The following is a 13,292-nucleotide window of genomic DNA, read 5'->3' as shown; positions in this document are numbered from 1 at the left end:
AAGGCCAGTTCCTGAATGGCAATCACCGCATCCATAAGTGTGCCGCCCATTCCGCCATCTTCTTCTTTCAAGGTAATGCCCAGCAGGCCCATCTCTGAAAGTTTCGCTGCGATTTCCCAAGGATACTCATGTGAATGCGCCCGTTCTAATGCGCCATCAGCCAATTCCTTTTGAGCGAATTTGCGGACCGAATCGGCAAATGCATTCTGTTCTTCGGTTAAATTGAAATCCATAATTCAACTCTACATCTATTAATTAACATTACAGTCATAGAATATTGAATAGAATTCAAACAAGTTTTCTAATAAATCATCTTACGATGACTTATTTAAAAAAATGCCAGAATTGAATTTATTAAAACTAATTAAATGAGATTTTTTAGTTGCTTATTTTTTTAAATAGAACGCTATAAGTAATAAAAAACTGATTAAAAATCAGTTTTTTATTAAAATTAACTTATTTAAAATCTCATAGATTCAACTCAGAAATATTTAGATTATCTAAATTCCAAATTTGATCACGGAGTACTCTAGCTTGATCTTGAGAAAGAACCCCATCGACCAACTCAAAAAACTTATGATCTAAATCTTCATCTGTTAATGGAGCTTCAGGATCACCCTTACGACAAGGTGAAAAATGTTCAAATGATTGGCCATCTTTTAAAGTAATTTTGACTTTTGCCGCACGTTGATTTGGGAATTTGGCAGTTAATTCTTCGTCACTTTCTAAGGTGATTATCTTCATTAACTCACGGGTTTCTTTTGAATGACGCTGAGCATCCTCAAATGCACTTAATCTGACGCTGCCCTGCAAAAAGCCATGTGCCAATACATATGGTAAACTGAAACGGCACTGAAATGCAGATTCAGGACTAAAGTTGCCGGTTACATCTAACGCTGTCTGATACGTACGAACTTCAATATTTTGCACATCTGCTAATGCCAAGCCTTTTTTCAGCATAGTTTCACGAATCATGATCGCACTATCGATTGCTGCAAAGGTATGACCGCAACAGCCATGATTCTTTTGCGTCATTTTGCAAATATTATAGTTTTGTCCTAAGCCCGCAATGGCAACTTCCCAATTTCCACCTTTAGATAAAGCAGCCGCAAAACCAACATCACCTTCTAAAATATCCAGAGCGCCAGTTATACCTTTAGCTGCTGACTTCGCCGCAGTTACACCTATAGAAGCTGCATGACCGCCATGCAGCGCCTTAGTCATTGCGTCGGAACGGAATGCTTGCTGTAAACCGGATGCAAAAGTAGTCGCTGTTGCTACCGCGTGAGCAAATAAATTCGGATTTTCCGGATCGATTAAAAATGCAGCTGCGGCTGCACTGCCTATAGCGCCCACCGTGCCTGTAGTATGGAAAAATGAGTAATGCGAAGGTTGTACTGCCGCACCTAAACGCGTAGAAACTTCATATCCCACTACAACAGCTTTTAGAAATTCTAAACCTGAACGATTATATTCATCGGCGATTGCCAATGCCGCACTAATTACTGGTACACCCGGATGATAAACTGCATCTCGGAAAATATCATCAAACTCGATAGCATGAGATGCGGTACCTAAGATCCAAGCAGCAGCTGAGGAAAAACCAGTTTGATTTAAACTTGGAATCCGGCTTTTCCCAACACCCAACTCATCCTCGAAAGTTGCAATAATTTTGGAACCGACCTCACTGATAAGTCCCGGATAAAGCGCTGAAAACCAATCTAAAACGACACGTTTAGCATGATGAAGCGTCTCTGGTGAAAGATCTCTTTGTGCTTCTATCGCTGCATATGCCGCATATTGCTGAATAATTGTTGTCATGTGCTCCTAATACCCTTTAGTTAAGTTCACCTATCAACCAATCACGTAATTCATTGATTTTTTCCAACTTCGGTGAATTTTGTGGAATAACGAGGTAATACCCCAAATCACGCTTTAGAACATAGTCTGAAAAATAAACCAAACTGCCATTTGCAATTTCCTGTTCTATCAATTTTGTTTGTGCCATCGCTATTCCAATGCCATCAATTGCCGCTTGATATGCTAAAAGTGAATTTGGCAAGACAAATTGATCAGTTTCAACACTTTCAATATCTTGTGCGACCAACCAATCAGTCCAATCTAGTTTTCTGTAGGTTGAATGAATAAGCTTGTATTTATTTACATCTTGCGGTGCTGGCGGCCGAGTTAAATGTTTAATTAGACTGGGGCTGCAGACAGGCCTGATTTCATCACTGCATAAAAAGTAACTATCTACATCAGGCCATTGCCCATCACCAAATTGGATTGAAGCATCGACACTTTCAGTGGCAAAATCTACTGGCGCTACGGCTGTTTTAATATTTACACGTAATTTAGGATTTTCCGCATGCAGCTTTTGCAAGCGGCGTACTAGCCATTTAGCAGCAAAAGTTGAATACACACGTAATGCAATATCGTTATTTTTTCGATAGGAACTCATGCCGCGTGTGGCAATGGCAATTTTATTAAATGCAGGCCCAATTTCTGCATAATATTTCTCGCCCGCATCAGTGAGGCTAATTCCAGAACGTTCACGTTTAAAAAACTCTATACCTAAATATTCTTCTATTAGCGTAATTTGGCGACTTACAGCAGATTGACTGACGTATAGCTCATCCGCAGCCTTAGTGAAACTTTTATGTCTAGCAACACATTCAAATGTTCTAAGGGCATTTAATGGTGGTATATCGCGCATATCAACCTCCTGTTTTTTTCAAAAGCACAGTATATAAAGGAAATGTCTATGGTCCGTATAAACCCTGTCATCAATAAGTCGTAGCAATGAATAGCTGATGTGCGTTCCTAGCTTTGGAAAACAGCATACATATTTATACCCAGTGTTAATTACTCAAAACTCATACTGCTATGAGTTATAAAAAACAGCCCCCTAAGGGACTGTTTTTACCTAAAAAATAAAATGAAGTGTTATAAAAACCCTTTTATTAAAGCGGGCAAAATCCTCATCACCGCTAAATAACAGCGTTGCCCATGTGATGACTTGATTGGGACACTAAGAGATTTGATGTCTAAAAAGAAATTATCAATAACCCAGTACTGCCTCAAATTTTTAGTTTTGATTTATAAAATCTCAAATCAAACAAATTAATTTCAATAAACTGCATGCATAATCTTATTCATTCGCTTCGATTAGAAATTTTGGAAAAAATAAATGCTGTAATGATATTGATAGCGCCCAGACATAATAATGTACTGTGAAATGCATCAATAGATGCAGAATGAGCATATACATCCATGAAAACATTTAAGAGCGTTCCAGCTAATGCAATACCAACACTCATGGAAAGCATCATAATTATCGATAAAAAGCTGTTGCCGCTGCTTGCTTGCTGAGCGCTCAGCTCACTTAACGTCAGAGAGTTCATTGCGACAAACTGTAATGAATTTAATATACCAAAAATAAAAAAATGCAATGCTCTAAACCATATAGGCGTTTCTATGGAAGTCAGTGAAAAACTTGCTATACAAAGCCCAACCAATACTGAGTTAATAATTAAGAAACGCCGATAGCCCAAAGATTGAATAATTGGCCGAGTAATCGGTTTGGAAAATAAAGAACCCAATACTAGTGGCGTCATCATTAAACCAGCCATAAGCGGTTCAATACCAAAACCTATCTGCAGCATTAATGGCAATAAAAATGGCAGTGAATTGCCGCCTAATCGGGCAAAAAGATTACCTAATATGCCAATGGTAAAAAGTCTATTTTTAAATAAATCCGCTCTGAATAATGCCTGTTCATGCAAATGGGCATGATAAGCATATGTGAGTGCTGCGCAGATTGATGCTACCAGTAAACTGATAATTAGTGACGTGGAAAACTCAGGACTGGACGCCATTTCAATGCCTAATACAATACCGACCATGGTAATGAGGAGTAAAATAAACCCGCTTAAATCAAACGGCTTTACTTTTTCTTCAATGATATTAGGCATCACTTTGAGAGTAAAAAACAAGCCAATCAAGCCTATAGGAACATTGACCCAAAAAACCCAATGCCAAGTCGTCGATTTAACGATCCACCCTCCTAAGGCCGGCCCTATCAGCGGCCCTATTAAACCTGAGATATTCATAGTACTGATAGCGGAAACAAATTGTGTCCTTGGTACAATTTTAAGCAAAGATAATCTGGCGACAGGCATTAATAAAGCTCCGCCAAAACCTTGCAAGATGCGAAACCCTATCAGCTGATTCAGATTATGAGAAAACCCACAGCCAAGTGATGCTGCTGTAAATATCAAAATGGCCGCAAAATAAGTATTTCTTAACCCAAATTTATCAGCGAGCCACCCGCTCAATGGAATGCCTCCAGCTACGGCCAATACATAGCCAATAACTACGCCATGAATATCCAGAGGGTTTTCATTCAGGCTTTCAGCAATTGCTGGTAAAGCCGTAAAAATGATAGTGGTATCTAAGGCTTGCATAAAAAAGCCAATAGATGCCAATAAAACCAGTACTCGAAATTCAGGCTGCAGTTTATTGTGTTCTTCCATTGAACGCCTCATTTATCATTTCAAAATAGAGTTTTTCATTTTCCACATACTCAAATATTAATTACATATTCGGGTAATTAGGGCCGCCGCCGCCTTCCGGTGTTACCCATGTGATGTTCTGAGACGGATCTTTGATATCGCAAGTTTTGCAGTGCACGCAGTTGGCCGCGTTAATTTGGAAGCGCTTTGAACCGTCGTTCTCTTCCATAATTTCATACACACCGGCCGGGCAGTAGCGCTGAGCAGGCTCATCCCATTTCGGCAAGTTGATATTGACTGGAATAGAAGCATCGGTCAGTTTCAAATGCGCCGGTTGGTTTTCTTCATGCACGGTATTTGAAACAAAAACTGAAGACAAACGGTCAAAAGTCAGCTTGCCATCCGGTTTTGGATAGTTTGGCTTGAAGTTCGCTGCATCAACTGTTTTCAGAGCGCTGAAATCCTGCTGCAAGTCATGCAGCGTGAATGGAACTTTAAAGACATTCTGGTCGATGAAGTTGAACGCGCCGCCCATCCATTGCCCGAATTTGTGCATTGCAGGGCCGAAGTTGCGGGAGTTATATAACTCTTCTTTCAGCCAGCTGCTGTTGAACTTTTCGGTATAAGCCGTCAATTCTTTGGCAAAGAAATCTTCGCCTTCAGTGACACGGGCAACTGCAAGATCGCCGCCTTTTTCAACACCGGCTTGAATGGCTTCAAACACCGCTTCACCGCAGAGCATGCCGGACTTCATGGCTGTGTGCGAGCCTTTGATTTTGGCAAAGTTCAGGAAGCCTGCGTCATCGCCAATCAGGGAACCGCCGGCAAAGGTAAATTTAGGCAGTGAATTGAATCCGCCTTTTACAACTGCGCGCGCGCCATATGAAATGCGCTTGCCGCCTTCCAGATACTGCTTAATTAACGGGTGCGTTTTCCAGCGCTGCATTTCCATGAATGGATACATGTGCGGGTTGGTGTATGACAAGTCAACGATCATGCCCAAAGTCACTTGATTGTTTTCGGCGTGATACAGCCACCAGCCGCCTGAAGAACCTGTTTCAGCTAAAGGCCAGCCTGCACCGTGCATGACCAGACCTGGTTTGTGCTTGGCTGGATCAATTTCCCACAGCTCTTTAATGCCGATGCCGTAATGCTGCGGATCTGCATCTTTATCTAAATTGAATTTAGCGATGAGGCGTTTGCCCAAATGGCCGCGGCAGCCTTCAGCAAACAGTGTGTATTTTGCATGCAGCTCATAGCCTGGAGTAAAGTTGTGCGTCGGCTCGCCGTCTTTGCCGATGCCCATATCGCCGGTTTGAATGCCTTTTACGGTACCGTCTTCATGATACAGAATTTCAGAAGCAGCAAAGCCCGGGAAGATAGACACTTCAAGCTCTTCCGCTTTAGCGCCTAACCAGCGCACGACGTTGCCTAAAGAGATGACATAGTTGCCATCGTTGTGCATGGTTTTAGGCACCATCCAATGCGGGGCTTCCTGAGATTTTTCATCAGACAGCAGGAAGAAGGTTTTGTCTTCGGTCACCGGAACATTTAAAGGCGCGCCTTCTTCTTTCCAGTTCGGGAACAGTTCATTCATCGCACGCGGTTCAAGCACAGCACCAGAAAGGATATGCGCGCCGACTTCGGAGCCCTTTTCCACGACACAAACGGACAGATCGTTTAGGTTATTTTCAATTGCAAGTTGACGGATTTTAATCGCAGCTGAAAGGCCGGCAGGGCCTGCGCCAACGATGACTACGTCAAACTCCATCGATTCACGTTCGATGTGTTCCATGTAGGACTCCTCATCTGGTTTAAAGGTGGCTACCGCTTTCAACTTTAAAAACGGCGCTGCCATGAGTGTTCTTGGTTGCTAGACACAAATAAGCTATCGTGTCTTTTATATTGTGGGCTAGTATAGTTTTAAACCGTGGTCTAGCCAATTGGCTGAATCATATTATTTTTCCGTCATTAGGGTCTTCTGCTATGAATAATCAAGAAAAAACGCCAAATGAGACGAAAAATACAGCTCTTGGCGATAATAAAAATTTAATGGATATTGCACAATACTTAAAAGATGGACAGTCCGGTCACAAAAAGTCAATTCCGCCTTTGGATAAATGGCATCCAAAGCACTGCGGCGCCATGAATTTAAAGGTAAAAGCAAATGGCGAGTGGTGGCACGAAGGTCAATTGATCAAGCGTCAGGCGCTGATCGACCTGTTCTCCAGCGTACTCTGGAAAGAGGACGGCAAGTTTTATCTGAAAACACCCGCAGAACAGATTGAAATACAGGTAGAAGATGAGCCTCTATTTATCAGTCAAGCCAATCAAATAGAAATAAATGGCAAAACCTATATTCAGCTGATTTCCAGCACGCAGGATGAAATTATTGTAGATGAGCAGCATCCCATTTTTATGCGTGAATTTGCTGGGGAACTGCGCCCTTATGTTCCGGTGCGTTTTGGGTTGAATGCATTAATTCAGCGGGCCGCCTTTTTTCATTTAATTGAAATGGGCGAGATGCTTGAAAATGAGCGAGGGGAAACTATATTAAGCCTGAAAAGCGGCGATTTTCACTTGCAATTAGGCGCTTGAGGTTTAAGCTTTCATTATCCCCAACCGCAACTTCTCAAATTGAAGCCATGACCGCCATTCATCCCATTTATCCGCTTAATGATCCCATGCCGAAAGCCGCGGCTGATGCGCCGATTGGAATTTTTGATTCGGGCATTGGCGGCTTGTCAGTGGCTCAGGAAATTGCGCGGCATTTGCCGAATGAGCATATTGTCTATTATGCAGATACGGCGCACGTGCCCTATGGCCCCCGAGAGGACCGAGAGATTCGTGAGCTGACGGCGCATGCCATAGAATGGCTGTATAGAAAGGGCTGTAAAGTTGCAGTGGTTGCCTGCAATACCGCATCTGCATTCAGTCTGGATTATTTGCGCACCCACTATGGTGAAGATTTTCCCATTATTGGCCTAGTGCCTGCATTAAAGCCAGCTGTGCTGCAAAGCAAAACCAAAACAGTGGCTGTTCTGGCGACTCCCGCAACTTTCCGCGGCCAGCTGATCAAAGAGGTGGTAGAGCGCTTTGCAGCGCCAGCCCAAGTGCAGGTTATGCCGGTAACCAATTTGGATTTGGTGCCTTTTGTAGAAGCGGGCGCGCAAATGAGCGCGGCTTGCCTGCAGACCCTGCAGGATGTTTTACAGCCGGCAGTTGATCAAGGCGCTGACTTTTTAGTGCTGGGATGTACCCACTATCCGTTCTTAAAACCTGCTATTCAGCATATTTTTGGTCAGAAACTGACATTAATTGACTCTGGATTGGCCGTTGCGCGTCAAACAGCCCGCATTTTGATAAAAAATGAGTTATTATTTGAGCAGGATCGTAAAGATGCTGTCCGTATTGAATGCTATGTCAGCGGTCAAAATGCGGAAAATTTAAAGCCGATTTTAAGCCGTTTAATGCCAGAGGACTTGACTTGGACGGTGGATAATATTGGCAATTAAAGATTAAATAAATTATGTTAGTCTTTCTTATTGCTTAAGTAATAATTATTTATAGATTAAGCATTTATAAAATAGTTGTTTAGATTGGGGTAGCCATATCTGCAGCCAGAGCATGCGGGCTTTAACCGCATCGTACTGCAATATGCAAATTGGAATGAGGATAACCAATGCTCGATAAGCGTTATCAAGTTTTTATTTCAACTTCTGGTTCTGAAATGCAGCCGGAAAGGATGATTCTGGCCCAAACGCTGGTCGGAATGGGTTTTTTTTCTTGGGGATTGGAGCAGCGTACGCCATTAAGCACGGCATTTGCGCGCCGCCAAATTGACGATTGCGATTATGTGGTGATTCTGCTGGGCAGTTCCTATGGCGAACAGTCCGTATCTGGCGTCGGGTATATGCATTTAGAATACATTTATGCCGTGACCAAGCAAAAACCGATTATTGTCTTTATGCATGATGACCCTGCAGCCCGCGAGGCTTCTTTGCATGATGGCAAGCCTGAATTGCGTGAAAAATTTCAAGAATTCCGCAAGCTGCTGCAGCATGAGAACGATCAGGTGTTTGCTTACCGCAGTCTGCGTGATTTAGAGATGGCTGTGCGCTTTAATATGCCGCAAATGCTGGAGCGCTATCCTGTGCAAGGGTGGGTCCGTCCTCAGAATACGCAAGTGCTGCAAGATGAAATTGACCGCTTGAAGAATAAGCTGGAACAGCTGGAAACTGAATCGGGCAAGCGCGAAGTTGATCCATTCCTGAGTTTGCCTAAAGTCTCGATGCATGAATTTTTTTCATTTGAATACCGCATGCATGCCTATCAAGACGGCAATTTCAAAGAGCTGAAAATTCAGAAAAAAATGACTTGGGCCCAGCTGCTTGCAGTTTTGGGCTCTACATTTATACATCCGACGCCGGAAGAATTTTTTTCTAAGCGCATGAATGAATATCTGAACGAAACCGGCTTGCAGGACGCGCGCATGGAAATGCCGCGTGCGCATGCGGTTGCCCGTGCGCAAATGAATATCCGGGCGCTGCACAGCATTAAAATGCAAATGCGCCAAAATGAATGGATTATTCAGTCTGGACGTGATGACCGTCAGCGCATGCTGTGGCAAGTGACAGCTAAAGCGCAGAAGCTGATGGAAAGCAATTTATTGGATAATAATCGAGTTTTTCAATTTAAGAACACATATTAATCCATTTATTAAATTTGCAGAAAACTGATAAAGTGGCTGTGTTCAATTCAATTGGAATGGTTTGATGTCTGCTGCATCTAAAGCGAAAATTACAATTATCTTGGCGAATCTGGGCACACCGGACTCGCCGGCAGTTCCCGCAGTGCGCCAATTTTTGAAGCAGTTTTTATCGGATCAGCGTGTTATTGAAATACCGAAGCCGATTTGGCAGCTGATTCTGCGTCTGTTTATTTTGCCGTTCCGTCCCAAGCGGGTGGCGCATGCCTATGAAATGGTCTGGAACAATGATTCGCCGATGCGTGAAATCCTGCTGCAGCAAGTGCAGGCGGTGAAAAGCCAGCTCATTGCGCAATATCCAGAGTTTGAGCTGAATATTGTGCCTGCTATGACCTATGGCAATCCCGGTATTGACGCATTGCTGCAGCAGCTGTCGAAACAGCCGCAAGATCATTTGATTTTATTGCCCTTGTTTCCGCAATATTCAGCAACCTCTACAGCGCCGCTGTTTGACGCCATCGCAAAGTGGATTCCGCAGCAGCGTAATCTTCCGGGCATTTCCATAATCCGCGATTATTATCAGCACCCATTATTTATTCAGTCTTTGGCGCAAAGTGTGCGGGATTATCAGGCAGAGCATGGCCAGCCTGAAAAATTGCTGATGTCATTTCATGGCATTCCTCAGCCTTATGCCGATAAAGGCGATCCCTATGCCGAGCGCTGCCGGATTACGGCAGCCTTGCTGGCTGACGAATTAGGCCTCAGCCAAGGGCAATGGGCAATCAGTTTCCAGTCCCGTTTTGGCAAACAGGAATGGGTGAAGCCGTATACGGATGCATTATTAGCAGAATGGGCAAAGCAAGGCGTGCAGTCGGTGCAGGTGATGAGCCCTGCTTTTTCAGCAGACTGTCTGGAAACATTGGAAGAGCTGGCGCTGCAAAATGCCGAGCTGTTTAAAGGCGCGGGCGGCGGCAGCTATAGTTACATTCCGGCGCTGAACAGCCGCGCAGATCATTTGCAATTGCTCAATTCTTTGCTTCAGGCTAATCTTGACGGCTTAAAGCACACATTAGCCCACTGAAATTTTGAGGTTTCGCCCAATGCTGCAAGTCAAAATTGTGCCTGTTACGGCATTCCAGCAAAACTGTTCCATTCTTTGGGACTCTGAAAGCAAAGAGGCTGTTTTGATTGATGCGGGCGGCGAGCCTGAAAAGCTGCAGGCCGAAGTCGAAGCATTGGGCTTGACGGTGAAGGCGCTGTGGCTGACGCATGGCCACTTGGATCATGCTGGGGCTGTGGGCGCATTAAAAAAACTCTGGAATGTGCCGGTGATTGGCCCGCATAAAGAAGATGCATTTTGGCTGGATATGATTCAGGAAGTGTCTGCGCGCTATGGCTTTCCAGTTCCGGAAAAGGTGGACGTGACACAATGGCTGGAAGGCGGCGAAACCTTAAAGCTGGGCAATGAAGCCTTTGAAGTGCGTTTCGCGCCAGGGCATACCCCTGGGCATGTGATTTTTTATAACCGCAATTACGGTATTTTGTGGACGGGCGATGTGCTGTTCAAAGGCTCCATTGGCCGTACTGATTTTCCGCGCGGCGACCATCAGCAGCTGCTGGATTCGATTCAGCGGGAATGTTTCAGCCTACCGGATGATACACAGTTTATTTCAGGGCATGGGCCGATGAGCACCATTGGTTTTGAAAAACAGCACAATCCATTTGTAGCTGGAAAAGCGGGTTAATTCAGTAGCTTAATAATGCGCATATTTGCTGAATAGCAACGTTAAATAAAAAAGTCTGCCAGCGCAGACTTTTTTATTTATAAGGAGAAATTTCTTCCTTTGCTTTAGAACTGGTCTTCTTCAGAGCCGCCGTCAGCTTGCGGCGCATCTTGTGTCGGCAGCTTATAATCTTCATTGGCCCATGCGCCTAAATCAATCATTTTACAGCGTTCAGAGCAGAAAGGGCGGTATTCATTGCCTTCCCAAACAGTTAGCTCACCGCAGCGTGGACAATTTAAAGTGGTGGGCATAGCAGGACTCCAAGTCAAAGCTGATATTTCAAATTAAGCAAATCAATTAGGCAAAGGTCATCACAATTGTTAGACTTATGCGGTTTTTATTAGTTTGATCTGATTATGCCGATTCGTCAATTTCAAGCGCAGCGCATGCATGCCCCGCGTGATTTTCAAGCCATCGCCAATCAGCCGGTTTGCGTGGAAATCGGTGCCGGAAAAGGCAAGCATGCTTTGCTGTTCAGCGGTCTAAACCCGGAAAAACAGCTGATTGCGGTAGAGCGTACCCGCGAAAAATTTCTGTCCATGCAAAAGCAGCACGCTTTGGAAGGCCAGAAAAATCTGCAGCCGGTGCATGCCGATGCATTGCCTTGGGTGGTTCATGCGCTGTTTCCGGCGCAAGTTGAGCAGCTGTTTATTCTGTACCCGAATCCGGAACCGCATAATTCGGCGCAGCGCTGGCTGAACATGCCGTTTTTTGAATTTTTGCTGTCGCGTTTGGCGTTTGGCGGCAGCATTACTTTGGCCAGCAATATTCCTGAATATATTGATGAAGCGCAGCAGCAGCTGATTGATGTGTGGAAGCTGCCGTTTATTAAAGAGGTGATTCCTGCAGATTCAGCGCGCACGCATTTCGAAATCAAATATTTGGAACGCGGCGAATTGTGTCAGCAGCTGATTATTACCAAACCGGAAGGCTACAGCACGCGTTTTGATGATTTTCAGCCGCTGCAAGGCCAAGCTGCCGCAGCATCTGCGGAATAGCCTGCATGAATAAACGCATTGCCATTATTGGCGCAGGCCCAGCAGGGCTGATGGCTGCCGAAGTGCTGAGCCAATATGAATACGATGTGCATGTCTATGAGCAAAAGCCGTCGGCTGCCCGCAAGTTTTTAATGGCCGGCAAGACCGGACTGAATATTTCCCATGCAGAACCGGCCGAGCAGTTTATTCAGCGCTATGATCAGTCTGATTGGCTGGCGCCTTGGATCAGGCAATGGGATGCAGTGTGGATTCAGCATTGGATGAAAGGCCTTGGCATCTCATCCTATATTGGCTCATCCAGCCGTGTGTTTCCCATTGAAATGAAAGCGGCGCCTTTATTGCGCGCTTGGCTGAAACGGCTGTCGGAAAATGGGGTGAAATTTCATTACCGTCACCAAGTGCTGAACGTGCAGCCGCCGGCGGTGCAATTCAGGAACCTGCTGCAGGACATCGTTTTTGAAGAGCATTTTGATGCAGTGATCATGGCGTGCGGCGCAGTGTCTTGGTCTCAGCTGGGCAGTGATGGCGCATGGCAGTCATGGCTGAATGCTGAAGAAATTGAACCCTTTCAAGCCAGCAATGCAGGAGTAGAAATTGCTTGGTCTAAATTTATGCAGCCGGTATTCGGTCAGCCCTTAAAGCGTGTAGAAGCGTGGGCGGGAGACAGCGCGAAATCCGCAGGCGATATTGTCATTTCACATTATGGCTTAGAAAGCGGACTGATTTATAAGCAAGGGCGTGAACTGCGCCATTTAGCCAAACAGCAGCAGCCGATGGCACTATATTTGGATTTGCTGCCTGATCAAAGTGTTGAACAGCTGGCAGCGAAACTGCAGCCCAGCAAAAAACAGTCATTGAGCAATGTCTGGCGCAAAGCTGGCTTAGATGCCGCCAAAGCCAATCTGGTGCGTGAACTGGTGGATAAGACATTATGGACACAGCCTGAGGCTTTAGCTGGACAGATTAAATCTTTAAAGATTGCCCTGAGCGGTTTCCGCCCGATTGAAGAAGCGATCAGCTGCGCCGGCGGCATTAAACGCGAAATGCTGACCGAACAGCTACAGCTGAAATCCCACCCATCGGTATTTTGTGCAGGTGAAATGCTGGATTGGGATGCGCCGACCGGCGGGTATTTGCTGACTGCGTGCTTTGCCACAGGGCGGGCAGCCGGTGAAGGCGCGCATCATTTTTTGACCGCGCCTTAAAAACAGCGGCGGCGATGATACCGCTGGCTGCAATGCTGTGTTAATTTTAATCTGCATCAATAATACAGAACACAAGGGATGGC

13 protein-coding genes are annotated in these 13,292 nt (G+C 44.9%); 7 read left to right on the top strand and 6 right to left on the bottom strand.

The annotated features are described in order from the left end of the window. The 5 genes from AZH43_RS04375 to AZH43_RS04355 all read right to left on the bottom strand — a co-directional run. Positions 1–233: acyl-CoA dehydrogenase family protein (locus tag AZH43_RS04375; protein ID WP_131796924.1), on the bottom strand; the 233-nt coding region annotated here is incomplete at its 3' end. 235 nt (positions 234–468) lie between these two features. After that, complete coding sequence (locus tag AZH43_RS04370) at positions 469–1,821, bottom strand: MmgE/PrpD family protein (RefSeq protein WP_067666951.1); 1,353 nt, start codon at positions 1,819–1,821, stop codon at positions 469–471. A gap of 16 nt (positions 1,822–1,837) precedes the next feature. Continuing rightward, positions 1,838–2,716: a LysR substrate-binding domain-containing protein gene (locus AZH43_RS04365; protein WP_067666949.1), complete on the bottom strand. Its 879-nt coding sequence runs from the start codon at positions 2,714–2,716 to the stop codon at positions 1,838–1,840. A 439-nt stretch (positions 2,717–3,155) separates the two neighbouring features. Further along, positions 3,156–4,535: a multidrug transporter subunit MdtD gene (gene mdtD / locus AZH43_RS04360; RefSeq protein WP_067666947.1), complete on the bottom strand. Its 1,380-nt coding sequence runs from the start codon at positions 4,533–4,535 to the stop codon at positions 3,156–3,158. 61 nt (positions 4,536–4,596) lie between these two features. Next, the gene (locus AZH43_RS04355; protein WP_067666986.1) at positions 4,597–6,309 is read right to left on the bottom strand and encodes an electron transfer flavoprotein-ubiquinone oxidoreductase; all 1,713 of its coding nucleotides are present in this window, start codon (positions 6,307–6,309) and stop codon (positions 4,597–4,599) included. A 191-nt stretch (positions 6,310–6,500) separates the two neighbouring features. On the opposite strand from AZH43_RS04355, the gene AZH43_RS04350 reads away from it, so the two are divergent. From AZH43_RS04350 to AZH43_RS04330, 5 genes are all read left to right on the top strand, one after another. Then, positions 6,501–7,112 carry a DUF1285 domain-containing protein gene (locus AZH43_RS04350; RefSeq protein ID WP_067666945.1) on the top strand — a complete coding sequence of 204 codons (612 nt, stop codon included), beginning with the start codon at positions 6,501–6,503 and terminating at the stop codon, positions 7,110–7,112. A 47-nt stretch (positions 7,113–7,159) separates the two neighbouring features. Further along, complete coding sequence (gene murI, locus AZH43_RS04345; RefSeq protein ID WP_067666943.1) at positions 7,160–8,029, top strand: glutamate racemase; 870 nt, start codon at positions 7,160–7,162, stop codon at positions 8,027–8,029. Between the two features lie 167 nt (positions 8,030–8,196). Beyond that, positions 8,197–9,225: a DUF4062 domain-containing protein gene (locus AZH43_RS04340; RefSeq protein WP_067666941.1), complete on the top strand. Its 1,029-nt coding sequence runs from the start codon at positions 8,197–8,199 to the stop codon at positions 9,223–9,225. Positions 9,226–9,289: 64 nt separating this feature from the next. Then, the gene (gene hemH, locus AZH43_RS04335) at positions 9,290–10,303 is read left to right on the top strand and encodes a ferrochelatase (RefSeq protein ID WP_067666939.1); all 1,014 of its coding nucleotides are present in this window, start codon (positions 9,290–9,292) and stop codon (positions 10,301–10,303) included. A gap of 19 nt (positions 10,304–10,322) precedes the next feature. Beyond that, positions 10,323–10,967: an MBL fold metallo-hydrolase gene (locus AZH43_RS04330; protein WP_067666937.1), complete on the top strand. Its 645-nt coding sequence runs from the start codon at positions 10,323–10,325 to the stop codon at positions 10,965–10,967. Between the two features lie 104 nt (positions 10,968–11,071). Here AZH43_RS04330 and AZH43_RS04325 read toward each other — a convergent pair whose 3' ends face one another. Then, positions 11,072–11,257 (bottom strand): DNA gyrase inhibitor YacG, encoded by a 186-nt coding sequence (locus tag AZH43_RS04325; RefSeq protein WP_067666935.1) that lies wholly within the window; start codon positions 11,255–11,257, stop codon positions 11,072–11,074. Between the two features lie 99 nt (positions 11,258–11,356). Between AZH43_RS04325 and AZH43_RS04320 the strand changes: the two genes are divergently transcribed. Next, positions 11,357–12,004: a class I SAM-dependent methyltransferase gene (locus AZH43_RS04320; protein WP_171254425.1), complete on the top strand. Its 648-nt coding sequence runs from the start codon at positions 11,357–11,359 to the stop codon at positions 12,002–12,004. A gap of 5 nt (positions 12,005–12,009) precedes the next feature. Next, entirely contained in the window at positions 12,010–13,209 is a 1,200-nt protein-coding gene (locus tag AZH43_RS04315; protein ID WP_067666931.1) for a TIGR03862 family flavoprotein, read from the top strand. The last annotated feature ends 83 nt before the right edge of the window (positions 13,210–13,292 follow it).

The sequence above is a fragment of the Acinetobacter pragensis genome, from assembly GCF_001605895.1.
GTDB lineage: Bacteria > Pseudomonadota > Gammaproteobacteria > Pseudomonadales > Moraxellaceae > Acinetobacter > Acinetobacter pragensis.
The sequence above is the reverse complement of the archived record's forward strand: the minus strand, read 5'-3'. Positions and strand labels throughout refer to the sequence as shown.

Excerpts from the sequence above, each read along its gene's own strand:
- hemH (WP_067666939.1), top strand. The coding sequence starts at position 9,290 with ATGTCTGCTGCATCTAAAGCGAAAATTACAATTATCTTGGCGAATCTG.
- AZH43_RS04365 (WP_067666949.1), bottom strand. The coding sequence starts at position 2,716 with ATGCGCGATATACCACCATTAAATGCCCTTAGAACATTTGAATGTGTT.
- murI (WP_067666943.1), top strand. The coding sequence starts at position 7,160 with ATGACCGCCATTCATCCCATTTATCCGCTTAATGATCCCATGCCGAAA.
- AZH43_RS04325 (WP_067666935.1), bottom strand. The coding sequence starts at position 11,257 with ATGCCCACCACTTTAAATTGTCCACGCTGCGGTGAGCTAACTGTTTGG.
- AZH43_RS04315 (WP_067666931.1), top strand. The coding sequence starts at position 12,010 with ATGAATAAACGCATTGCCATTATTGGCGCAGGCCCAGCAGGGCTGATG.
- AZH43_RS04355 (WP_067666986.1), bottom strand. The coding sequence starts at position 6,309 with ATGGAACACATCGAACGTGAATCGATGGAGTTTGACGTAGTCATCGTT.
- AZH43_RS04350 (WP_067666945.1), top strand. The coding sequence starts at position 6,501 with ATGAATAATCAAGAAAAAACGCCAAATGAGACGAAAAATACAGCTCTT.
- mdtD (WP_067666947.1), bottom strand. The coding sequence starts at position 4,535 with ATGGAAGAACACAATAAACTGCAGCCTGAATTTCGAGTACTGGTTTTA.
- AZH43_RS04370 (WP_067666951.1), bottom strand. The coding sequence starts at position 1,821 with ATGACAACAATTATTCAGCAATATGCGGCATATGCAGCGATAGAAGCA.
- AZH43_RS04340 (WP_067666941.1), top strand. The coding sequence starts at position 8,197 with ATGCTCGATAAGCGTTATCAAGTTTTTATTTCAACTTCTGGTTCTGAA.
- AZH43_RS04330 (WP_067666937.1), top strand. The coding sequence starts at position 10,323 with ATGCTGCAAGTCAAAATTGTGCCTGTTACGGCATTCCAGCAAAACTGT.